The organism is Pseudomonas sp. 2822-17, from assembly GCF_002742485.1.
GTDB lineage: Bacteria > Pseudomonadota > Gammaproteobacteria > Pseudomonadales > Pseudomonadaceae > Aquipseudomonas > Aquipseudomonas cyclaminis.
The window spans coordinates 1-23,614 of sequence record NZ_LJRZ01000319.1 but is presented as its reverse complement, the minus strand read 5'-3'; the positions used below and the strand labels follow the sequence as shown (position 1 = coordinate 23,614).

The window sequence follows — 23,614 nt, the reverse complement described above, 5'->3', positions numbered from 1 at the left end:
AAGCACCTTGAGCACCTTAAGCCGTGCCCTCTTCCTTGCGATGCGCCCACTGGTACAACGCCGGCAACACCAGCAAGGTCAGCAACGTCGAGGAGATAATCCCGCCGATCACCACGGTTGCCAGCGGCCTTTGCACCTCAGCCCCGGTGCCGGTGGCCAACGCCATGGGGATAAACCCGAGGGACGCTACCAGCGCGGTCATCAACACGGGGCGCAGTCGGGTCAGCGCACCCTCGGTGGTCGCCACCGACAACGAACGCCCTTCCTCGCGCAGGTTGCGGATGAAGGCAATCATCACCAGACCGTTGAGCACCGCCACACCGGACAACGCGATAAAGCCCACTCCCGCCGAGATCGACAGCGGAATATCCCTGAGCCACAAGGCCATGATCCCACCAGTCAACGCGAACGGAATCCCAGTAAACACCAACAGCCCATCCTTGAGGTTGTTGAACATCATGAACAGCAAGCCGAACACCAGCAGCAGCGCCACCGGCACCACGATGCGCAAGCGCTCGGAGGCTTCCTTGAGCTGTTCGAACTGGCCGCCCCAGGACGTCCAGTAGCCCGCCGGTACTTTCACTTGGCCGGTGATCGCCGCTTCGGCCTCTGCCACGAACGAGCCAATATCGCGCCCGCGCACGTTGGCGCTGACGATCACCAGGCGCTTGCCGTTCTCGCGGCTGATCTGGTTCGGGCCGAGCACCAGGTCCAGGCTGGCAACCTGGGACAAGGCAATAAAACCCAATTGCCCGGAGGCCTGCGCCGGCACCGGAATCAGCAACCGTGACAGGCCGTCGATATCGGTGCGCAGCGCGTCGGACAAACGCACGACCATGTCGAAACGGCGGTCGCCTTCATACAACGTACCGGCCTGGCGCCCACCGACGGCCACCGCGAGGGTGTCCTGCACATCGCCGACATTCAGGCCAAAACGCGCCGCCTTGTCGCGGTCGATATTGATGGTCAGCACCGGCAAACCGGCGGTCTGTTCCACCTTCACTTCTGAGGCGCCATCGAGCTTCTGCAAGGTCTCGGCGATTTCCCCGGCGGTCCTGTTCAGCACCGCCATGTCATCGCCAAACACCTTCACCGCCACGTCACTGCGCACCCCGGAAATCAGCTCGTTGAAGCGCAGTTGGATCGGCTGCGACAGCTCATACGCACTGCCCGGCACGATCGCACTGGCGCGCTGGATATCGGCGATCAGCGCCTCGCGGGACTTTTTCGGATCGGGCCATTGGTCCTTCGGCTTGAGCATCACGTAGCTGTCGGAAATATTCGGCGGCATCGGGTCGGAGGCAATTTCTGCGGTGCCGGTGCGGGCAAATACTCGCTCGATTTCCGGCACCTGGGCCATCAACACCTTCTCAAGCTGCTGCTGCATCTGCACCGATTGCGAGAGGCTGGTGCCAGGCACGCGCAGGGCCTGTTGGGCGAAGTCGCCTTCGCTGAGGCTGGGGATGAATTCACTGCCCATGCGGCTGGCCACCACGCCCGAAGCGACGATGCTCAACAGTGCCAGACCGAACACCAGCGCACGTCGCGTCATCACCCAATCCAGCACCGGCGCGTACACCCGGCGTGCGCTGCGCATCACCAGGTTCTCCTCTTCCTTGACCTTGCCGGTAACAAACAGCGCAATCGCCGCCGGTACGAAGGTCACCGACAGAATCATCGCGCCGAGCAAGGCGATCACCACGGTGAAGGCCATGGGGTGGAACATCTTCCCGGCCACACCGGTGAGGGCGAAGATCGGCAGGTAGACGACCATGATGATCAACTGCCCGAAGATCAGCGCACGCCGTGCTTCCTTGGCGGCGGCAAACACTTCGTGCAGGCGCTCGCTGCGAGTCAACAGACGGCCATGGCGCTGTTGCGCATGGGCCAGGCGGCGGATGGCGTTCTCGACGATCACCACCGCGCCGTCGACGATGATGCCGAAATCCAGCGCGCCGAGGCTCATCAGGTTGGCGCTGACTTTGTGGGTGAACATGCCGGTGAAGGTGAACAGCATCGCCAGGGGAATCACCATTGCGGTGATCAACGCCGCGCGGATATTGCCCAGGAACAGAAACAGCACCGCGACCACCAACAGCGCGCCTTCAAAAAGGTTTTTCTTGACGGTGGCGATGGCTTTTTCGACCAGGTTGGTGCGGTCGTAAACGGTGACGGCCACCACGCCCTGGGGCAGCGAACGGTTGATCTCTTCAAGTTTTTTCGCCACGGCCTGGGACACGCTGCGGCTGTTTTCACCGATCAACATGAACACGGTACCCAGTACCACTTCACGGCCGTTTTCCGTAGCGGCGCCGGTGCGCAGCTCGCGACCGATGTCGACCTGGGCCACGTTGCGCACACGAATTGGCGTGCCGTCCGCAGAGGTGATGACGATGTTGGCGATGTCATCGATGGACGCCAATTGCCCCGGTGCGCGGATCAGCAATTGCTCGCCACTGCGCTCGACATAACCGGCGCCGACGTTGGCGTTGTTGCGTTCCAGCGCGGTGACCAGATCGCTCAAGGTCAGGTTGTAGGCCGCCAGGCGCTTGGGATCAGGGGCGATCTGGTATTCCTTGGCAAAGCCGCCAATGGTGTTGATCTCGGCCACGCCCGGCACGTTGCGCAGTTGCGGCTTGATGATCCAGTCCTGAATCACGCGCAAGTCTGTCGGCGTGTAAGGCGTGCCGTCATCCTTGAGCGCACCGTCGTTGGCTTCCACGGTCCACAGGAAAATTTCCCCGAGCCCGGTGGAGATCGGCCCCATCGCCGTTTCGATGCCACTGGGCAATTGCTCGCGGGCCACTTGCAGGCGCTCATTGACCAGTTGCCGGGCAAAGAACAGGTCGGTGCCGTCCTTGAAAATCACCGTGACCTGGGACAACCCGGAGCGCGACAGCGAACGCGTCTGCTGCAAGCCCGGCAACCCGGCCATGGCCGTTTCAATGGGAAAGGTGATGCGTTGTTCGGTTTCCAACGGCGAAAACCCGGCCGCTGCGGAGTTGATCTGCACCTGTACGTTGGTGATGTCGGGCACTGCGTCGATGGGCAATTTCTGATAGCTGGCGATGCCGACACCGGCCATCAACAGCACCGCCAGCAGCACGATGATGCGCTGCTCGATGGCGAATTGGATAAGGCGCTCAAACATGGGGAATCACTCGCAGGATCAATGGGCGTGCTCGGCCGAGCCTTTGCCCAGTTCGGACTTGAGGATGAAGCTGCCGACCGTGGCCACTTGCTCGCCGGCGGCCAGCCCCTGGCGCACTTCGACGTAGCCGTTCTCACTGACGCCCAGCTCAAGGTGGCGGGTGATAAAACCGCCTGGCGTGCGCACGAATACCGAGGGCTTGTCCTCGACCGTCTGGATCGCTTCCTGAGGGATGGTGACCTGGGCCTGGGCGGTGTCCGTGGCCAGTTGCACGGTGACAAACAACCCTGGGCGCCAGGCGTCGTCCGGGTTGGGCACGCTCACGCGCACGGTGGCGGTGCGCGTCTGTTCGCCGAGCAGGCTGCCGACGTAGGCCACGGTGCCGCGCACGTCGGTGCCCAGTTCCGTGGAGCTGACGGTCACCGGTTTGCCGATGCGTACCTTGTTCAAGTCCTTGGGGAATACGCCGAAGGTGACCCACACCTGGGACAGGTCCGAGAGGGTGAAGGCGTTAGTGGTTTCGCTGACGACCTCGCCAACCCCCAGGTGCTTTTCCACCACGACACCGGCGAATGGCGCACGCAGTTCGTAGCGATTGCCGCCGACCAATACGGCACTGCCACTCAGGGCGGTCATCTTCTGGCGGGCATTGTCGAGGGCGATTTCGGCCTCTTGCAGGGCCTGGCGCGCCAGCAGGTAATCCTGCTCGGCGGAGATCTTGTCCTGCCATAACTGGCGTTCGCGCTGGAAGGTGGTGCGCGCCAGTTCGACCCGGCGCTCGCTGGCGGCCAACTCGCTGCGCTGATCGGAAATCTGCTGGCTGGCAATTACCGCCAGCAGCTCGCCCTTCTTCACCGTCTGACCGAGATTGACCTTCACCGACTCAACTACCCCGGCTGCACGCGGGACGATGTGGGAGGTGCGATCTTCGTCAAAACGCACCTCTCCCGGCAGCGTCAGCAAGGTGCTGATGGGCCGGGGTTGGGCCTGGACGAGTTGAATGCCGGCGGCCTCGATTTGCTGCACGGTGAGTTCGAGCGCGCCTTCTTCTTCCTCGGCATTGGCCAGGCTGGACAGCATCAGGCCCAAGGCGACGGCAAGCGCCACGCCGTGTTTTCTATTCATAGGGGACTCCAGGAAAAATCAGAAGCGGGCGAGGTCGCCGTAAATCCGTTCGATGCGCAGCCAGGCGTCGGTGGCCTGGGCCGTGGCCGTGAGGTATTGGGTGCGCGCCGCGATCAGGGTGCGCTGGGCGTCGAGTACGTCGAGGAAGTTGAACTTGCCCATCTCGAAGCCACGGGTGGCGGCATCCACCGCACTTTGAGCGGCGGGCAGGATCTGCTGGTTGAGCGCGCGCACCTCCGTATTAGCGGCTTGCCACAGGTCAAGGGCCTGGCGGGTTTCGGTGCGCAGGCGCAGCTCAGCGGCATTGCGCATGTCACGGGCCTGGTCGGCACGGCGGGTGGCGGCGAGCACGTTGCCCTGGTTGCGGTTGAACAGCGGGAGCGGCATCGACACGCCCACCAGGTTCACGCGCTCGCGCACACTGGCGTCGTATTGGCTGCCGATGGACACATCGAGGTCGGGAATGCGCTGGGTTTTTTCCAGGCTCACACTGGCCTCGCTTTGCTGAATGTGCAGTTCGGCCAGACGCAGCTCAGCGGTCTGCTCAAGGCGTGCCAGCAACTGTGCGGCTGGCGGCAGGGCCGGTGTGGATTGGCTTGGCGTGGCCACAGCGTCAAAGTCGGCGGCGGCGTTACCAGTGCTGGCGGCCAGCCGGCGATACGCGTCAGTGAGGCCGATCTGTGCGCGGTTGAGTTCCAGGCGGATTTGCGACAACTGCACCTGGGCACGGGTGGCTTCCACCGGTGATGTCTTGCCGGCGCTGACGCGGCCGTTGGCGACCACCAGACCGCGTTCAGCCAGGGCCAGTGAACGTTGCGCCAAGTCGAGGCGTTCCTGGGCGCGAAGGGCCGCGTAATAGCTGTCGATCACCTCGGTGCGCAGGGTGTTGCGGCGCTGTTCCAGGGTCAGCGCGGCGGCGTCCTGGGCGCGGCTGGCGACATCGATGCGCGCCCCACGCTTACCGCCCAGCTCCAGGGCTTGGCTGAGTTTGACGGTGGTGGTGCGAGAGTCGCGGCGAGTATCTTCGGCGTCCCAGGACACGACCGGATTGGGGATCAACCCAGCCTGTTGGCGACCGCCCGCAGCGATGTCGATTTCCCATTGCGCGGCGGCCAGGTCCGGGTTGTTGGCGAAGGCGGTTTGCAGGGCGGAATCGAGGGTCAGGGGTTGCGCCAGGGCGGCGTTGGCGGCCGCCCACAGCAGCGTCGCCCCGACCAGTTTTTTAACGGAAATTGCCATAACAAGAGTTCCACGGCCATGAGGTCCAAGCGCAGGCAATGTAGCGCTCGCGACTTATCAGGGCGGTGGAGCAAAGATTACAAAATCGACAGCAAGGGCTCTGGCACTTCCGAGCGGGCCCTCAGGCAGCCAATGTGTGGCGCTTGCCAAACAGCGCCACACTCGTCACGCCCACCGCCCCCATCACCACGCAATACCCCACGCAGATCCACGGGCTGGTAGGCATCAGCGCGATCAGCATCAGCGGCGTGGTGCTCGCCCACAGCGCGTAGGCAATGTTGTAGGTAAAGGAAATCCCCGACACCCGCACCTGGGCCGGAAACAGCCCGACCATCACCGACGGCACCGCGCCCACCACGCCGCAGCTCAAGCCCGCCACGGCGTACGCCGCGCCCAGCCACACGCCGCCATTGATCAGGCTGGCGTACAGCAACGCGATGCCCATGGGCAGCAACAGGCTGTAGACCAGCACCGCGCGCCAGGCGCCGATGCGGTCCACCAGCAGGCCGGCGAGGACGCAGCCGATGTTCAGGAACACGATGCCCAAGGCGCTCAGGGCGAAGGTGTGACTGGGGTTCATGCCGAAGGTTTTTTGCATCATGGTCGGGGTGATGACCACCAGGACCACCACGGCGGAGGTGAGCACGCAGGTGAGGATCATCGCCGGCAACAAGACGGCGCGGTGGTCACGCAGTACGGTACGCAGCGGCAGTTCAGCGGCGGCCTGGCGGCGGGCCTGCATTTCGAGGAACACCGGGGTTTCGCTGAGCCAGCGACGCAGCCATACGCCGATCACGCCGAACACACCGCCGAGCAGAAACGGAAAACGCCAGGCGTAATCCAGGATTTCGGCCGGGGTGAAAACTTGCGCCAGCAGCGTGGCGGTCAAGGCGCCGAGCAGGTAGCCGAAGGTCAGACCGGCCTGCAGAAAGCCCAGCGCGTAGCCACGGTGATTGCGCGGTGCGTGCTCGGCGACGAAGGTCCAGGCGCTCGGCACTTCGCCGCCCACCGCCGCACCTTGCAGCACGCGCAGCGCGAGCAGGATCAGCGGAGCGAAATAACCGATTTGCGCATAGGTCGGCATGATCCCGATCAGCAGGCACGGCAACGCCATCATCAGGATGCTGAGGCTGAACACACGCTTGCGCCCCAGGTGGTCGGCAAAGTGCGCCATCAGGATTCCGCCCAGCGGGCGCGCCAGATAGCCGGTGACGAAGATGCCGAAGCTTTGCAGCAGGCGCAGCCACTCGGGCATTTCCGGGGGGAAAAACAGTTGGCTGAGGGTCAGCGCAAAAAACACGAAAATAATGAAATCGTAGATTTCCAGGGCACCGCCCAGGGCGGCCAGGCCCAGGGTTTTGTAGTCGGAGCGGGAAAAACGCTGCGCCTGTGAAGAAAAGGTGGCAGTCATGTTGAGGCTCGGCAGACAAACAAAATGGCGTGCAGGTTATGAGCTGAGCCGGTTGATGGCAATCGCCGCAGATATATTTGTTTTCCTCATGGATCGATGAAGATAACTGCATTCCCATATCAATGGCCGTGGAGGAACATGCGCGAAAACTGCCGCCCATAATAAATACAAGAGGTACGACCCGTGGCCGATGCTATCGAAGAAAGCCGCTATGCCCGATTTGCCCTGCGTTGCTCCAACTTCGCCGAACGCTGGTTCCCAGACTCCTGGGTGTTCGCCGCGCTCGCGGTGATCATCGTTGCCGTGGCGACCCTGGGCATGGGCGCAGCGCCCACCGAGGCCGCCAAGGCCTTCGGCGATGGGTTCTGGAGCCTGATCCCGTTCACCATGCAAATGGCGTTTGTGGTGATCGGCGGTTACGTCGTCGCCAGTTCGCCGCCGGCGGTCAAGCTGATTGACCGCCTGGCACGCATCCCGAAAAACGGCCGTTCAGCCGTGGCCTGGGTGGCGTTGATTTCCATGGTCGCCTCGCTGCTCAACTGGGGCCTGTCCCTGGTATTCGGCGGCTTGCTGGTACGGGCGCTGGCACGGCGTACGGATTTGCGCATGGACTACCGCGCCGCCGGTGCTGCGGCCTACCTGGGCCTCGGTGCGGTGTGGGCGCTGGGGTTGTCGTCGTCGGCCGCGCAGTTGCAGGCCAACCCGGCCAGCCTGCCGCCGTCGATTCTGGCGATCACCGGGATGATCCCGTTTACCGAGACCATCTTCCTGTGGCAATCCGGCGTGCTGTTACTGGCGCTGATCGTGGTGTCGCTGATCATCGCCTACGCCACCGCGCCCGGCCCGAACAGCGCCCGTGACGCCAAGGCCTGCGGCGTCGACCCGGCCTTCAACCTGCCCAAGCCGCAAGCCCCGACGCGCCCCGGCGAATGGCTGGAACACAGTCCGCTGCTGACCATCCTGCTGGCACTGCTGGCGGCCGGTTGGCTGTTCCACGAGTTCTCGACCAAACCGGCGATCAGCGCCATCTCGGGGCTCAACACTTACAACTTCCTGTTCATCATGGTCGGTGCGCTGTTGCATTGGCGCCCGCGCAGCTTTCTGGATGCGGTGGCGCGGGCGGTGCCGACCACCACTGGCGTGCTGATCCAATTCCCGCTGTACGGCTCGATTGCGGCGCTGATGACGGTGGTGAAAGGGGCTGACGGCCAGACGCTGGCGCACCATATCTCGACCTTCTTCACCTCCATCGCCTCCCACGACACCTACGCGCTGTTGATGGGCGTGTACTCGGCGGTGCTGGGCTTCTTTATCCCGTCGGGCGGCGGCAAGTGGATCATCGAAGCGCCGTACGTGATGCAAGTGGCCAATGACCTGCAATACCACCTGGGCTGGTCGGTGCAGATCTACAACGCGGCTGAAGCGCTGCCCAATCTGATCAACCCTTTCTACATGCTGCCGTTGCTCGGGGTGTTGGGGCTCAAAGCGCGGGATCTGATCGGGTTTTCGTTTGTGCAGTTGCTGGTGCACACGCCACTGGTGCTGTTTTTGTTGTGGGCGTTGGGGACGACGTTGACGTATCTGCCGCCGGTGATGCCATAGGGCACGGCGGTTGCTCTAATGCCTGTCTTCGTTCCGTCACATTGCACTGCTACCGTCCTGCGAAATATCTTGCAACAACTCGCCAGCAAGGACTCCCCGCAATGAGTGACGAGCACGAAGACCGCCCTGCCCCAGGTTCCACATCCAATCCGCCGGTAGACAGCAGCCGGCGGCGCTTCCTGGGAGGCGCGGCTGTGTTGGGGGTGGGGGCGACCTTGAGTGCCTGCGGCCACACCAGTGACGCGCCGGGAAAACCTGCAGCACGGCCACTCACGCCCCAGGAATTGGACAAGGCCTTGCAGGACCAGGTGAAAACCGTGGTGGTGATCTATGCCGAGAACCGCAGCTTCAACAACCTGTTTGCGGATTTCCCAGGTGTTGAGAAACCGCTTTCCGCGCTTTCCGCAACCGACACCCAGCAACGCGACCGCGATGGCAGCTTATTGAGCACGCTGCCACCGGCCTGGGGCGGCGTACTGCAAGTCGGCCCGCAAACCGTCGAAGGGGTGACGTACCCCAGCGAAGTGCAATTCCAGGAAAACCTGCCCAACGCCCCTTTTGACCTCAAGGGGCCGAGTGGCGAGGACCTGCCGCTGAGCCTGGTCACCCGCGATTTGTGGCACGTGTTTTATCAGAACCAGATGCAGATCAACGGCGGCAAGAACGATGGCTTCGTCGCCTGGGCGGATTCCGGCGGGCTGGTGATGGGCCGTTACGCTCAAAGCCGTTATTCCCTGCGCCTGTGGGACGTGGCCAAGGAGTTTGTGCTTTGCGATAACTTCTTCCAGGGTGCGTTCGGCGGTTCGTTCCTTAATCATCAGTACCTGATCAGCGCCACGGCGCCGGTTTATCCGAATGCGGCCGCGTCGGTGGCCAAGGCGCAGATCGCCACGTTGCAAAGCGACGACCCGACCGACACACGCCTCAAACCGCTCGAAAAATCCCCGGCCAGCGCCATGACTGGCCCGCCGCAGTTCGGCCCCAGCGCGCTGACCCCGGACGGTTTCGCCGTGAATACCCTGGCCCCGCCCTATTGGCCGACGTGGATTCGCGACCCGCAGAACCCGGATTACTCCAAACCCGACCTGCCCAACGTGCTGGTGCCGCAGACCCACGAACACATCGGCGACAAGCTGTCGAAAAAGAACGTCGACTGGGCCTGGTATGCCGGGGCCTGGCAGGCGACGTTGGATCAGTTCAAGGATTCGGGGGGCATTCCGAAGATCCCGAACTTCCAGTACCACCATCAGCCGTTCAACTATTTCAAAAAACAGGGGCCCGAGAACCGTGCAGAACGTGACAAGCGCCTGCGCGATGGCGGTTTGGGCGATGAGTCCAGCACCAATAAGTTTTTCGCCGATGCCCAGGCTGGCAAGCTGCCGGCCGTGAGTTTCTACAAACCCCAGGGCAACCTGAACATGCATGCCGGTTACGCCGACGTGGCCTCGGGCGACCGCCATATCGCCCGCGCGTTGAAGGTGCTGCAGGACAGCCCGCAGTGGAAAAACATGGTGGTGATCGTCACCGTCGATGAAAACGGCGGCTGGTGGGACCACGTCGCACCGCCCAAAGGCGACCGCTGGGGCCCTGGCACGCGGGTTCCGGCGCTGGTGGTGTCGCCGTTCGCACGTAAAGGCACGGTGGACCATACGGTGTACGACACCGCGTCGATCCTGCGCTTGATCACCCGGGTCTTCCAACTGGAGACCCTCGACGGCCTCAAGCAGCGCGATGACGCGATGATCGCCCGCGGCCAGAAACCCATGGGCGATTTGAGCAACGCCTTGCAGTTCAACCTGTAGGTTTCTTATCCAATAGCGACACGCCCAGCGATTTAGCACGCGGTTTTCCTGGTCAACCGCTACTGTGAAGAGGTGGGCTTTCACCCCGCGCAGACGGGCTTTCGCTGACAAGGAATCAACTATGTTCAAACCGACCGGGCTTTCCCTCGTCCTGGCCGCACTGATGTGCAGTGCAGTCGTACACGCCGATGTCGACGTACCACTGGGTAGCACGCAACGGGTTACCCAGCTGTTCGCGTTCCCCAACAACTGCAATGTGATCTGCTTTCGTCCCTGGACGCTGGAGCAGACCGCCGAGCACTATCTGAACCAAAGCCTGGTGCGCGACGGTTACAGCCGCGCCAAGGTCAGCGTCAAGAGCCATGACGGCCAAGTCGTGGCAACCTTCAGCGGCGTTCCCGACAGCTATGGCCAACCCCTGACGACGTTGCTCAACACTGCAGACCTGGCTTACCAAGGCGCCAGCAAGCTCAACAGCGACGGCAAGTGGGCCTACAGCTGGTACCTGTTCCTGCCATTGGGCATGGCCCTGGAAAACCGTAAAAGTATTGAGCTGCTGCACTTCCCGCCGGACTATTCATTGACTCAGGCGCAGGATTACCTGGAGTCGAAAACCACGGATCGCTGGGCCGACTTGCTCACCAGCAACGGCGTGCCGGCCACCGAAACCCCGGCTTACCAGACCATCATCGATATCGCCCCCATCGCCGCCCCCTCCAACGCCGGCAAAGACTTGGAAGGCATCTACAGCTACTTCACCGACTACCAAACGCGCATGGTCAAGGAACTGAGCCTGCTGCCCGACGGCTCGCTGCCAATGGTGGCGTTCGGCGCGCCGGTGCGTAACTGGATCAAGCAGCAGTACGGGCAAACCGTGGGCGTACTGGGTTTGGCGCAAATAAACCCGATCGAGGGCAAAGCCGTATCGGTACTGGGCGCCAACCACCCAAGCTATATCTGGTACGCCGCCGACCCCGAGACCTACGACGGCAACGAACAAAAGGCCGACGAGGCGGGCTTGAAAGTAATGGGCCAGGATCTCAGCGCCGCCTGCTGGCAGGCCGGGATGGGCCAGAAACCGGCCAGCGACCCGAATGTGCTGCTCAAGGCCTGCATGAATACCTGGCAGGTGACGCGCAAAGAGCAGACCTGTGAGTTGTTCTACACCTCGGTGCGCAAACTGAGCCCGGAGCAGGCCAACGCCAAGTGCGCCACGTCAGCGATCAAAACTCAGTTGAAACAGCTGAAGAACGCCGCTCCTGCCCCCCTGATCACGGAGCCTGCGTTGTAAAGCGCAGAAAAAAGAACCCGTTTCTACTGTCATATTTGACAGTAGAAATCGGATCCAACTTAAGCGAGTCTTGAGCCGCGCCCATCCGCTGCAAGACTGGCCGTCAGACACCACCCGCAGGTCGATGCAGCCTAACCAAGGAGAGTTATGAAAACTCAAGCCATGGATAAGGCTAGAACTGCTGCAAGTGAATGTTTATACCCGTTCAAGACGCTGCGAATTGAACAGGGCTACCCTTCGTCCGAGCAGTTCAAGGTCGTACGCACCGCAAATGACGCGGGAGGTGGCATCAAGGCGCGCACAGCCTTGGACGGCCGCACGCGCATTGCCATTGTCTCCGGCTACGCAGTGGGCGAACGACGCCTGCACACGCTGCAGTTGTCCCCGCGCATCCACTTGTACGACTGTTGGTTCTGCGGCCTCTTACAGCATTCGTGCAACCCGAATGTGTTCTTCGACACCACGTACCTGGAGCTCTGGACCGTGCAACCCATCGCCGCCGGTGCCTGGCTGACCCTGGACTACGCCAGCACTGAAGATGTGCTGTTCCGGCAGTTCGCTTGCCAATGCGGCGAGCTGAACTGCCGGGGCTGGATCACCGGCAGCCAGGAGCCATTGAATGCCGAAGGCCAGGCCTTCATGGCCCAGTGGCGGATGCGTAAACGGCCTTAGGCTTCGCCCAGTGGACGCAGGCGGTATTGCGGCGGCAGTTGCTCGAAGCCACTGATGGTGGTGTTCAAGCTCTTCCAGCGGCCATCCTTGATGCCGTAGATGCAGCCGTGGATGGACAGGCTCTGCCCACGGTGCCAGGCGTTTTGCACAATGCTGGTGTGGCCGACGTTGGCCACCTGCTGAATCACGTTCAGCTCGCACATGCGGTCCACGCGCTCTTCTTCGGTCGGCAACTGGGACAGCACGTCGCGGTTTTCGTAATACAGGTCGCGAATGGTGCGCAGCCAGCCGTCGATCAGGCCGAACTGGCGATCCTGCATCGACGCCCGCACACCGCCGCAGCCATAGTGACCGGTGACGAGGATGTGTTTGACCTTCAGCACGTCGACTGCGTACTGGATCACCGACAGGCAGTTGAGGTCGGTGTGCAGCACCACGTTGGCCACGTTGCGGTGCACGAACAGATCACCCGGCAGCATGCCGACGATCTCGTTGGCCGGCACACGGGCGTCGGAGCAGCCGATCCACAGGTATTCCGGGGTTTGCTGGCGGGCGAGCTTGGCGAAGAATTCGGGATCTTCCTGTTTGATCGCATCCGCCCAGCGTTCGTTGTTATCAAGCAGGTCTTGTAGTTCGTTCATCAGGGAAAGCCTCAGGAATGATGCGCAGTTTTGTGACTGACAACCCATCGTCCAGGTCACGCGATGCGCAAATTAGCTTGAATCTTTGGCGCGCCGTGCCTGTCCACACACTATAAGCCCCACAGTATGAGGATTGGCCATGACTGAATCACGACGTCCCTACGGCGCTACCCAGCCCGAACCAATTGACGACAACGAAGATCGCATGGGGTCGATGCGCGAGTTGGATTTTGACGAAGAGGAACCGACGGCGGAGATCGGCGATGAGATCCCACGTCGTGAACGCGAGCATCTGATGCCCGCCGAACGGGTGCGTGAAGCCGGTCTGACAGGGGCTTCGACGGATGATCACGAGCCTACCGATGACGATATGAGCCCGGAAACCCTGATCCATGAGGATGGTGCGCGGGATGTCCTGGAGGAAGGTGAGGATAATCCTGCGGACTACGACCTGAGTATCGTGGATGAAAATGCGATTGGCGGCGGGAATGGGTTGGATGAGGCGGAGTTGGCCGATCTCGACCCGGTAGACGGCAACCGCTGAAGAAATGCGGTTCAACAAAATGTGGGAGGGGCTTGCCCCCTCCCACATGGGTTTCAACGTTTAGTCGACGAGGGTGCAGGCCATGACGACCGCATCTTCGCGACCACCGACAGCCGGGTAGTAATCCCGACGACGGCCAATCTCGTTAAAGCCATAGCGCTCGTACAAGCGAAAAGCGCCGGTATTGCTGTCGCGCACTTCCAGGAAACATTCCCGCGCCTTGGCCTCATAGGCCCGAGACATCAAGTGTTCGAGCAAGCTCAAGCCCAAACCACGGCCCTGGTTTTCCGGCTTGACGGTGATGTTGAGCAAATGCGCCTCATCGAGGATGATCTGCACGACGCCATGACCCACCTGCTGCTCACCTTCAAACATCAGCCAGATCTGGTACTTGCCCAGCCCGTCCATAAAGATGCCGCGGGTCCAGGGATGGCTGAACGCCGCGTATTCGATTTTCAGCACGGCGTCGAGGTCAGCCTCGGTCATCGGGCGGAAGGATAAAGCCTCACTCATCGGTTGTTTTCCAGCGCGCCATCAGCCGGCGCATGGCTTGCCAGACATCAGCCTTACGCTGTGGCTCTTCCATTAATAATTCGAGGCCCGGCAGGGCCCATACCGAACCCAGGCCTTCGACCTGCAGTTCGCGGTACCAGGACTCGGCATTGGCCTCACCGGCAAACCGCACGGCGGGCAGGCCGATCAGCCACAGGCACACACAGGGTTCGTCTTCCAGGCGCGCCGAGACAAAGCTCTGCACAAAATCCCGCGCCGCTTCCGGGCCCTGGTCCATGGTGCCGCGCACCAACAGCGGCCAGCGCACCGGATCACCGACGATTTGCGGGCTGTCGGGCAAACCGGCGGCGCGCAGCATGTCTTTGAGCAACATATAAGCGGGATCGCGGGTCTGGAAACGCTCGCCGGTGGGCAATTCCACCAGTAGCAGGCAGCGCCCGGCGCGCAGCAATTGCAGGGCAAAGCGTGGCGGCGGCACTGCCGGGGTCTTGACCACCGGGGCCTCCGCCTCGGCGACCACGGGCTTGGCTATCGGCGACGGGCGTGGCACTTCGATCTTGGTGCGCTCGACCGCCGGGCGCGCCTGCGGCTGCGGCTTGACCACCGCCACCGGTGCGGCGGCCTCCTCGCCCGAGGTCTGGAGCGCCTCATCGGGCTCAAGCGCCTGTAGCAGCTCGGGCCGCGACGGCGCGGCAAACGGCAGTTCGGTGCGGGGCAGCCAGTTGACCACCTGCATGGCGGTCAAGTAAGCGCGACGTCGGGACTCGATAAGCACAGCTCGGCCACTTGTGGATAAGTAAAGAGCGGGGATTCTACCGCTGTTCGGGAACAATCGCCCACTGCGCACTGACCGGCTGTGGATAAATCCCCCGCTTGATGCAGTACAATCGCGACTTTTAATCGCCAACCAGCCGGCCATTCCCATGATCGAACCCAAGCGCGTCCTGCGCGCCCTCGCCGAACACTGGGCCTTACTTGAGCCACTGTGCGAACACTTCGACCAAGGCACCCTGAGCCTGAGCGAGCTGCGCGCACAACTGGCCGCCCAACAACTGGACAGCACGCCCCAGGACATCACCAGCCTGCTGGACGTGTGGATTCGCCTGGATATCCTGGTGCCTGTCGCCAAGAGCCCGAACCGTTTCGAGCTCAACGCGCAGATCCACGATTTCCTGGCTTATCTTCGCAAGGAGCACCGGCTTGGCCTGTGCCTGGAAATCGAAGCCTACCTGCGCCACCTTGAGCGCCTGGCCGGTTATATCCAGGACGCCTTCGACATCCGTGACGGCCACGACCTGGCCCGCCAGCTGCGCCTGCTGGATATGCGCGTGCGGGATGTGCTGAAAAAACTCGCCAACGACGAACAAGCCCTCGCGGCCGTGGCAGACCGTGCCAAGACCAGCGACCGGCAGATCCCGTTGCGCCAGCGTTACGCCGAAGTGCTGGCGACCTGGGACGAATACGTCGAACCCATGATCCAACTGGTGAACGCCGACGGCGCCTTCGAGCAAGGCGTGCGCAAGGTCGAGAATGTGCTGCTGCGCATGCTCACCGAGCAACAGCGTCTTGGCCACCTGGTGGACGACGACATGCTGCTGCGCACCCACGCGCGCATCCTCGAAATGCAGACCAGCGCCCAGTTGACCTTGCGTCATGCCCGCGAGCTGCTGTTGCCGCTGCGTGAAGAAGCGCGCCGGCACAACGCCGTGACCCGTGGCGCGGCACTGGCGCTGTCGGCCATCCGCCGCAAAGGCCTGGATGCGGTACCCCAGGCCGCCATGCCCATGTTCACCCGGCCGCAAAGTACCTTCCTTGGTAGCGCGAGTCAGGTGGAAGCCTATGTATATGCCCTGGCGAATTTCGAGCCGAAACCGGCACGGTTCCCCAAGGCGCACAAATCCCACAAGGGCGAAGCCCAGCGTGCGCCACGTACGGTCAAGGAAATGCTGGAGCGTTGCGAAGACGCCCTGCCGATGCCGGACCTGATGAGCTGGCTGCTGGAGCAGGAACCGGACGGCGCCACCGACGAATTACTGTACTGGTTCTCGCGACTGTCCCGTGAGAAGCGCTTCAAGCGCGAACGCCTGGAACGTCGCGATTACCACACACACGAGCACCAGGTCAGCCTGCGCTCATTCGCCCTGCTCCCGGCCGGCACCGACGCCGCCGAGCATCCTGCGAGTACACCTTATGCATCTTGATCTATCCGAACTGTCCCAGCTGGCGCCGATCTTTCGCGAGCTGTTCAAGGGTTACCACGTCAGCCGCCGCGACCCGGAGCTGTACGCACAACTGTCGAACTTCCAGGACCAGTACCGCACGCTGTTCAAGGCCCTGGGCTTTGAGCTGGTATGCGACACCCGTGGTTTTTATTACTTCGTGCCGGACTCCGCCATCGCCAGCGCGCAGGTGAACAAGACCGCCCAGCGCCTGGCGCTGTTCACCTTCATCATCGTCGAACACCTGGCCGATCAGGGCCGCGACCCGATCGCCGTGCTCGACGGTGGCAGCCTGGGCCGCGACGAGCTGCCGTCCCTGCTGGAAAAATACCGCGACCTGTTTATCCAGGCCGAAGTGCAGACCCAGGAAGAACTCGAAGAAAAAATCATGCGCCGTATGACCCAGCTGGGTTTTGCCAGCGAGGACAACGGCATTTACCGCTTCCTGCCGCCGATGCACCGCTTCCTCGACGTTTGCCTGTCGGTGCAGCAGGACCGCGACCTGGCGGCCAGCGTGCACAGCGTGTTGCCACTGCCGGTGCCGGTGATCATCGACGAAGACAGCGATGAAAAACTGCTGAAGACCGATGACCCGCTGGACCTCAGCGACTTCGCGGACGAAAGCGAAGAAGACGCCCTGGCCCGCGCCATTGCCGAAGAACAGGAGACCGACGCATGAGCAAGGAACGCTACGGCATCCGCCGCTTCGCCCTATTGAACACTGCCGGCTACAGCTTGGGGTTGTTCCCGCTGGAAGAACCGCTGTCGGTGTATGGCGCAAACAACCTGGGTAAATCCGCGTCGATCAACGCCTTGCAGTTCCCGATCCTGGCACGCATGTCGGACATGAGTTTCGGCAAGTACACCCTGGAACAATCGCGGCGCTTCTACTTTGCTACCGACACCAGCTACATCCTGGTGGAAGTCTCCCTGCCCCACGGCCCGCACGTGATCGGCGTGGTCGGGCGCGGGCCGGGCGGTGGTTTCGGTCACCAGTTCTTCGCCTATGCGGGCAAGCTGGACCTGGCGCACTACCAAAAGAACGACACGTGCCTGCGTCAGAAAGAGCTGTTCACCAACCTTGAGCGCGAAGGCCTCAAAGCCTACGAACTCAAGCCGGATGAACTGCGGCGTTTGCTGGTGGGCGGCCACACCTCGATCCCGCTGGACCTGACGCTGATCCCGCTGCGCTCCACCAGCGAGCAGAGCCTGAAGACCTTCCGTGCGTTGTTTATCAACCTGCTGCACATGCGCGAAATCACCGCAGCCAAGCTCAAGCAATTGTTCCTCGATGCCTTCGAACACAGCCTGCGTTCCGGTAGCGTGGATTACATCGCAGCGTGCGAAGAAGCCTTTCGCGATGTGCGACGCATGGAGCAGGACTACAACTCGCTGGTCGCCGCGGGTCCGCTGGTCGAAGCGTTGGCCAATGGCGTTCGCCAGCGCGACAGCTTGCGCGGCAAACTGCATCGCCTGTCGCCGCTGCTGGACTCGCTGCTGGGCACCTGGTCCGATTACGCCAGTGCACGCAAGGAAGAGCTGACCATCCAGGCCGAGCACTACCGCAACGAGCAAGACGCGCTGCAGAACGATCAGCGCGGTGGCACCCAGGAGCTGATGCGCCTGGAGCGTGAGATCAGCGGCATCCAGCGCTGGTTAGGCGAGCTGTCGGTGCTCAAGCATCGCTTTGCCCTGGTGGATGACGTGAAGGTGCTGGAACAGCAACTGCTGGCGGCCAAGGATGCCCACGATGAGCTGGCGGGCGCTTTGGCGCAGTCACGTCAGTTCAGCGCCGAAGACTTGGACGAGCGTCTGCGCGACTTGGAAAAACGCTTGAAGTCGGTCAGACAGCAGCTTGATCACGCCGACAACAACAGCTACGCCAAACTGCGGGAAGAATTCTCACAGCAGGATGTCGAGCGTCTGATGCGTCTGTTCAACAGCTCGTTGTTCAGCCTGCCGTTGGGTGAGCATGGCATCACGCTGGACGAGGACGGCCAGTGGGTCAAATCCCTGGAGCAGATCCTCGATGGCTTCAAGGGCGAGCGCTTTGAAGTGCCGGGGCTGTCCATCGACATCTCCCACATCGAGCCGCCGGCGTTGCAGGCCCTGGCAGATCGCGCCGCATTGCGCGACCAGAAGGAACGCCTGGAAAAAGAGCTCAAGCAACTCAAGACGCAGCAGGCTGTAGCGTCCGACCGCGCCGCGAGCAAGACCCAGACCGAGGCGCTGTACCAGCAGGTGCTTGACGCGCAAAAGGCCCTGGAAGACTTCCGCCGTGCGCAAACCCTGAGCGCCGAAGAAGGCGAGAAGCTGGAAAACCTGGCGCAGATGGAAGCTGCCCAGGACGAGTTGAAGCGCTCCAGCGATGCGTTTACCGAACGTGTCCAACAACTGTCGGCGAAGCTGCAACTGGTCGGCCGGCAGATTGGCGACATGGAAGCCAAGCAACGTACGCTGGACGACGCCTTGCGCCGTCGTCAGTTGCTGCCAGCGGATTTGCCGTTCGGCACGCCGTTCATGGACCCGGTCGACGACTCCATGGACAACCTGCTGCCGTTGCTCAATGACTATCAGGACAGCTGGCAAGGTCTGCTGCGCGCCGACGGCCAGATCGAGGCGCTGTATGCGCAGGTGCGCCTCAAGGGTGTGGCCAAGTTCGACAGCGAGGATGATGTTGAGCGCCGCCTGCAACTGCTGATCAATGCCTACGCCCACCGCACTGATGAAGCGCTGACGCTGGGCAAGGCGCGCCGCGCGGCGGTGACCGATATCGCTCGGACCCTGCGCAATATCCGCAGCGACTACGACAGCCTTGAGCACCAGTTGGCGTTGTTCAACCGCGAGATCAACAAGCGTCAGGTGTCCAACCTGCAGAGCTTCCGCATCGTGCTGGCGCCGAACAAAGAAGCTCTCAAGCATATCGACCAGATCATCCACAGTGCGGGTCAGTACGAGGAAGGCGAAACGCTGTCGGTGTTCGACCTCAGCCAGAGCGCCGAGCAAGACAACAAGAACGAAGAGGCCAAGGAGTATCTGGCGCGTCTGGTGGCGGCCAACCACAACCAGTTGGGCCTCAAGGACTTGTTCGAGCTGGCGTTTGAGATCACCAAGGTAAATGGTCAGCCGGTCATTCACACCGACATTGATGGTGCGGCGTCCAACGGCACCACCATGACCATCAAGGCGCTGACCAACATGTACTTGTTGCTGCACCTGATGGACCGCGATCAGGCTGGGCGTGTGCGCTTGCCGTACTACCTGGATGAAGCGGCGGACATCGACGAGAAGAACCAGGCCGCGTTGCTGGAAACCAGCCTGCAACTGGGCTTCGTGCCGATTCTGGCGAGTGTGAAGCCGCAAGTGTCTGCCCAGGTGGCGATTGACCTGGAAGGTGGCAGCGGCCCGAACGGGATCTACATCGATGAGGCGGATTGGAAGTACATCCGTCGTCACGATGTGGTGAAGGCGACGGTGAATGTGCAGGCGGATGAACCGGAGTTGGATGAGGTCTGATTTTTTGGGCTGAAATGCAAAGGCCCCTGGGTTCTCCCCAGGGGCCTTTTTTGTGTCTGGGGCGGCCTCACGGGGGCAAGCCCCCGATAGCCGCGCCTGGGTCTACTTGCCGAGCGGAATTTTAGGCGCCCAGGTCAGCCATTCATCTTCAAACTTATCAAACAACGGGAAGGTCTGCTGTGGCCGCGCAGCGTTACCCATCCGCTCGCCGTCTGGCGTGGCGAAGGCGATGCCGCCGGCAACCAGCGTCTCCAAGGACTCAGTCCGTACGGTGGCGCCTTTGAAGAGGCCGAAGTCGAGACCGAAGCCACTGGTATTCCAGAAACGACTGCCACCGCGCACCAGCGATGCGTACTTGGGTTCGATGAGGATGTGGATCAGCACGCGGTCAGCGGTTTGGCCCAACTCGTAGCCCGTAACTTTGCCCACAGTAACCTCACGGTAAGTCACAGGCACACCTTCCTTCAACGAGCCACGGCGTGCGGCGCTGAGCGTTAGGCTCAGACCTTCCTCTTGGTGTACCACCTCAGGCGGCTGGTTCATGGCGACGAAGCTCTTTTGCGGACCCGAGCTTTTTACTGCGGGTTGCACTTCGATGTATTGGCCGGTGACCAGGGTTTCCAGGTTGGAGGTTTTCATCAGGCCGAGCTCCGGCTTGACCACCCAGAACTGGCTACCGGCACGTGCGATCCGGTCCGCCACCTGGGTGATGCGGGCACTGAGCAGCACCGACTGCATATCGGAACTCAGGTCGACACTCTCGATCTTGCCGACATCCAGGCCTTTGAAACGTACCGCAGTGCCTGGGCGCAGGCCATCGGCGCGGTCAACCTTGATGGTCACCAGAGTGCCGTGCTGGTTGGCGGCTTCACGGTCGGCGAACAAGCGGAAACGCGGAATGCGCTTTTTCAGGGGTACGTTCGGCTGTGGAGTTTCGAAGGCGATGCCGCCGGCCATCAGGCTGGCGAGGGATTCACTCTTCACCTGGATGCCGCCGGTGAGGCCACCGGTCAGGGTAACGCCACTGGCATTCCAGAACCGCGTGGAACCGTTGACCAGGTTTTCGTATTCCTTCTCGATGTGAACGCCAATCACCAGTTGCTTGTTCTTGCGCGAGAACTGGTAGCTCTGTACGGAACCGACCCTGACCTGCTTGTAAAGGATCGGGCTGCCGACATCCAGGGAGCCAAGGTTATCGGTGAATAGCACCATGTGCAGGCCCGGAGAGCGCAGGTCCAGCGGTGGTGCTTTGGCGCGGGCGACGTATTCACGCTGAGGAGCGCTGCCCTTATCGCCGGGACGGACGGCGATGTAGTTACCTTTTACCAAAGCTTCCAGACCGGTGATGCCTGCCAGGGAAATGGACGGTTTGACTACCCAGAATTGGGTGTCCTGCACCAGGTAGTCTTCGGCCAGTGGGTCGAGGGTCAACTCGGCGTTAGCGCTGGACAGATCGGGGTCGATCTTCAGGGTTTTAAGGCTGCCGACCTGGATGCCTTTGTACATCACCGGGGTACGCCCAGCTTGCAGGCCTTCGAAGTCAGTGAGCTTGACCTTCACCCTGATGCCAGCCGCGGCGGCGTCGAAGTCTTCGTATAACCGGAACGGTAGGCTTGGGTCGGTGGGTGGGCTGTCTTTTCGATTTTCCGGAGTGGCGAACGCTATACCGCCGGCGACGATGCTGGAGAGCGACTCGCTGCGCACTTTCACACCGGAAAGGTTGGCGTCGATGCTGATGCCGCTGGCATTCCAGAAACGCGTGTGTTTGCGCACCAGGTTAGCGTAAGTCGGTTCGATGTAGACCTTGATCTCGACGGTGCTCTGATCCTCGGACAGCAGGTAGCTTTTGACCTGACCGACCTGGATCTGCTTGTAGAAGACAGGGCTGCCACGGTTCAGCGAGCCTAGACGATCAGCCTTGATGGTCAGATGCAGGCCGGGCTTGGCGTCGGATAATGGCGGCTCTTCAGAGAGCGCCTTGAATTTACGTGTGGGTTCGCCATCGCCAGGGCTGGCAGCGATGTAGTTACCTGAGACCAGGGTTTCCAAGCCAGTGATACCGGCGAGGCTGACGCTGGGTTTGACCAGCCAGAAGCGCGTGTTGGTCTTGAGGTATTGATCGACGTCCTTGTTCATCTCGATGGTCGCAATCACCCCGCGATTATTGCCCTCGTCATCCAAGGCCAAGGCTTTGACCTTACCCACTGGCATGCCTTTGTAGACAACTTCAGTCTTGTTGACCTGGATGCCTTCGCCGCTTTCAAAGCGCACTTGGATCTCAATGCCCTGCTGGGAATAGGCACGCCATCCCAACCAGCCGCCGATGATCAGGGCAATCAGGGGTAACACCCAAATGGCCGACCAGTTGGAAGCTGGACGGGTTTTAGCTTTAGGCAAATCACTCATGGTCGTCGTCCGACTCCGTGTTATCCCAAATCAGTCGGGGATCAAAAGTTACAGCGGCAAGCATCGTCAAGATCACCACACTGGCGAACGCCGCAGCACCGAGGTTGGCCTCGACGCTGGCAAGCCGTCCAAAGTTTACGACCGCCACAAGGATGGCGATCACGAAGATATCCAACATGGACCAGCGCCCAATGAATTCGATAAAGCGGTACATCACAATGCGTTGCTGTGCAGAAAGCGGCTGGTGACGCTGCACCGAGAACAGTAGCAGGCCAATGCCAACCAGCTTGAACGTGGGCACCAGGATACTGGCGATAAATACCACGGCTGCGATGGGAAACATACCGTGCTGCACCAGTTGAATCACACCCGCCATGATGGTGCTGGGGTCACCCTGACCCAATGAGTTGATCGTCATGATCGGCAACAGGTTCGCGGGGATGTATAAAATCGCGGCAGTGATCAGCAAAGACCACGTGCGCGCGAGGCTGTTGGGGCGACGGGCATGGATCAGCGCACCGCAACGGGAGCAGATTTGCTCATCGGTATCTGCTTCCTGCTTGTTCAACTCGTGGCATTCGGTACAAATCAGAATGCCCGCATCAATCGCCCGCATGATCATCCTCTCCCGACAGTGCTTGCCAGATCTGGTGCGGCGACATCACCACCTCAAGCAGAACCTGAACCATTAATAGACTGACGAAGCAGACCAAACCGAGGCCAATCGTGATGGCGGCCATGTCGGCAAGTTTCACAATTGCCACCAGCACGCCCATCAAGTAGACCTCCAACATTCCCCAATCTTTCATGTGGTGGTAGATGCGGTACAACAATAAGCCGTAACTGCGGCCGACTTTCCAACGAATACTGAGCAACACCGCCAATTGGCAGAGCAATTTGAGCAAGGGAATGCCCATGCTGCATAGAAACACCACGGCAGCAACGCCTTGCATACCAGTATCAAATAGGCCGACTACGCCACTCCACACGGTGTCCTCAGAGGACTGCCCGAGTAGATTGAGCTGCATGATGGGGAGAAAGTTTGCGGGGATGTACAGCAACAGCGCGGCGAGTACCAGGGCAAGACTACGCTCAACGACATTGTGGCGGTGAGCGTACAGCTCGTAACCGCAACGCGGGCATTGGGCTTTTTCGCCGAGGGCGAGCACGGGTTTGCGCATCAGTAAGTCGCACTCATGGCATGCCACCAGGTCGTCCAGTGGTAAATCCGACACCTCAAGGGCATCAACCGGATCGGGCATAAATAGGGCTCTGGCTCTAAAAAAGGTTAGGTACCTATTCTAGTGGTCTGGTTCAGAAATAACTGTGCAAATTTGTCGTGGGTCTAACCGCGCTTTCCGAGCGCCCAAAACAAAACCCCATCTGCTTTCGCAAATGGGGTTCTGGAATTTAATCTTGACGATGACCTACTCTCACATGGGGAAACCCCACACTACCATCGGCGATGCATCGTTTCACTAC

The 23,614-nt window shown here is 61.3% G+C and carries 18 protein-coding genes; 8 read left to right on the top strand and 10 right to left on the bottom strand.

The genetic code is table 11. From position 1 onward, the window contains the following. Positions 1–16: 16 nt before the first annotated feature. From AOA60_RS07670 to AOA60_RS07655, 4 genes are all read right to left on the bottom strand, one after another. Positions 17–3,151 carry a CusA/CzcA family heavy metal efflux RND transporter gene (locus AOA60_RS07670; RefSeq protein WP_099583911.1) on the bottom strand — a complete coding sequence of 1,045 codons (3,135 nt, stop codon included), beginning with the start codon at positions 3,149–3,151 and terminating at the stop codon, positions 17–19. A gap of 18 nt (positions 3,152–3,169) precedes the next feature. After that, entirely contained in the window at positions 3,170–4,276 is a 1,107-nt protein-coding gene (locus tag AOA60_RS07665; RefSeq protein ID WP_099583910.1) for an efflux RND transporter periplasmic adaptor subunit, read from the bottom strand. Between the two features lie 18 nt (positions 4,277–4,294). After that, positions 4,295–5,515, bottom strand: coding sequence for a TolC family protein (locus AOA60_RS07660; RefSeq protein WP_099583909.1), 1,221 nt, complete (start codon positions 5,513–5,515; stop codon positions 4,295–4,297). Positions 5,516–5,636: 121 nt separating this feature from the next. After that, positions 5,637–6,926, bottom strand: coding sequence for an MFS transporter (locus tag AOA60_RS07655; RefSeq protein WP_099583908.1), 1,290 nt, complete (start codon positions 6,924–6,926; stop codon positions 5,637–5,639). A 183-nt stretch (positions 6,927–7,109) separates the two neighbouring features. Between AOA60_RS07655 and AOA60_RS07650 the strand changes: the two genes are divergently transcribed. The 4 genes from AOA60_RS07650 to AOA60_RS07635 all read left to right on the top strand — a co-directional run bounded on the left by AOA60_RS07650 (position 7,110) and on the right by AOA60_RS07635 (position 12,293). Continuing rightward, positions 7,110–8,528 (top strand): short-chain fatty acid transporter, encoded by a 1,419-nt coding sequence (locus AOA60_RS07650; RefSeq protein WP_099583907.1) that lies wholly within the window; start codon positions 7,110–7,112, stop codon positions 8,526–8,528. 101 nt (positions 8,529–8,629) lie between these two features. Then, positions 8,630–10,330 (top strand): acid phosphatase, encoded by a 1,701-nt coding sequence (acpA, locus tag AOA60_RS07645; protein WP_099583906.1) that lies wholly within the window; start codon positions 8,630–8,632, stop codon positions 10,328–10,330. A gap of 121 nt (positions 10,331–10,451) precedes the next feature. Further along, entirely contained in the window at positions 10,452–11,621 is a 1,170-nt protein-coding gene (locus AOA60_RS07640) for a hypothetical protein (RefSeq protein ID WP_099583905.1), read from the top strand. A gap of 147 nt (positions 11,622–11,768) precedes the next feature. Continuing rightward, a complete protein-coding gene (locus tag AOA60_RS07635) occupies positions 11,769–12,293 on the top strand; it encodes an SET domain-containing protein-lysine N-methyltransferase (RefSeq protein ID WP_099583904.1) in 525 nt (174 codons plus the stop codon). Here the strand turns inward: AOA60_RS07635 and can are convergent. Next, the gene (gene can, locus AOA60_RS07630; protein WP_099583903.1) at positions 12,290–12,934 is read right to left on the bottom strand and encodes a carbonate dehydratase; all 645 of its coding nucleotides are present in this window, start codon (positions 12,932–12,934) and stop codon (positions 12,290–12,292) included. The genes AOA60_RS07635 and can overlap by 4 nt on opposite strands. Before the next feature lie 139 nt (positions 12,935–13,073). Here can and AOA60_RS07625 point away from each other — a divergent pair, with 139 nt between their 5' ends. Continuing rightward, positions 13,074–13,478, top strand: coding sequence for a serine kinase/phosphatase (locus tag AOA60_RS07625; RefSeq protein ID WP_099583902.1), 405 nt, complete (start codon positions 13,074–13,076; stop codon positions 13,476–13,478). Between the two features lie 60 nt (positions 13,479–13,538). On the opposite strand, the gene rimI is transcribed toward AOA60_RS07625, so the two are convergent. Beyond that, positions 13,539–13,991: a ribosomal protein S18-alanine N-acetyltransferase gene (gene rimI, locus AOA60_RS07620; RefSeq protein WP_099583901.1), complete on the bottom strand. Its 453-nt coding sequence runs from the start codon at positions 13,989–13,991 to the stop codon at positions 13,539–13,541. Next, on the bottom strand, positions 13,984–14,727 hold the full coding sequence (locus tag AOA60_RS07615) for an SPOR domain-containing protein (RefSeq protein WP_099583900.1): 744 nt from the start codon (positions 14,725–14,727) through the stop codon (positions 13,984–13,986). The genes rimI and AOA60_RS07615 overlap by 8 nt, the downstream gene beginning before the upstream one ends. Positions 14,728–14,914: 187 nt before the next feature. Between AOA60_RS07615 and mksB the strand changes: the two genes are divergently transcribed. From mksB to mksF, 3 genes are read left to right on the top strand one after another with little or no spacing between them, the layout of a single operon-like run. Next, a complete protein-coding gene (gene mksB / locus AOA60_RS07610; protein WP_099583899.1) occupies positions 14,915–16,192 on the top strand; it encodes an Mks condensin complex protein MksB in 1,278 nt (425 codons plus the stop codon). Beyond that, positions 16,182–16,889: an Mks condensin complex protein MksE gene (gene mksE / locus AOA60_RS07605; RefSeq protein ID WP_065923985.1), complete on the top strand. Its 708-nt coding sequence runs from the start codon at positions 16,182–16,184 to the stop codon at positions 16,887–16,889. The genes mksB and mksE overlap by 11 nt, the downstream gene beginning before the upstream one ends. Further along, on the top strand, positions 16,886–19,726 hold the full coding sequence (mksF, locus tag AOA60_RS07600; protein WP_099583898.1) for an Mks condensin complex protein MksF: 2,841 nt from the start codon (positions 16,886–16,888) through the stop codon (positions 19,724–19,726). Before mksE ends, mksF begins: the two co-directional genes overlap by 4 nt. A gap of 102 nt (positions 19,727–19,828) precedes the next feature. On the opposite strand, the gene AOA60_RS07595 is transcribed toward mksF, so the two are convergent. Genes AOA60_RS07595 through AOA60_RS07585 form a run of 3 tightly spaced genes read right to left on the bottom strand, consistent with a single transcriptional unit; the run spans position 19,829 to position 23,394 of the window. Then, positions 19,829–22,132, bottom strand: coding sequence for a PqiB family protein (locus tag AOA60_RS07595; RefSeq protein ID WP_099583897.1), 2,304 nt, complete (start codon positions 22,130–22,132; stop codon positions 19,829–19,831). Further along, on the bottom strand, positions 22,125–22,748 hold the full coding sequence (locus AOA60_RS07590; protein WP_099583896.1) for a paraquat-inducible protein A: 624 nt from the start codon (positions 22,746–22,748) through the stop codon (positions 22,125–22,127). The genes AOA60_RS07595 and AOA60_RS07590 overlap by 8 nt, the downstream gene beginning before the upstream one ends. Then, the gene (locus AOA60_RS07585; protein WP_099583895.1) at positions 22,735–23,394 is read right to left on the bottom strand and encodes a paraquat-inducible protein A; all 660 of its coding nucleotides are present in this window, start codon (positions 23,392–23,394) and stop codon (positions 22,735–22,737) included. Before AOA60_RS07585 ends, AOA60_RS07590 begins: the two co-directional genes overlap by 14 nt. Positions 23,395–23,614: the final 220 nt, after the last annotated feature.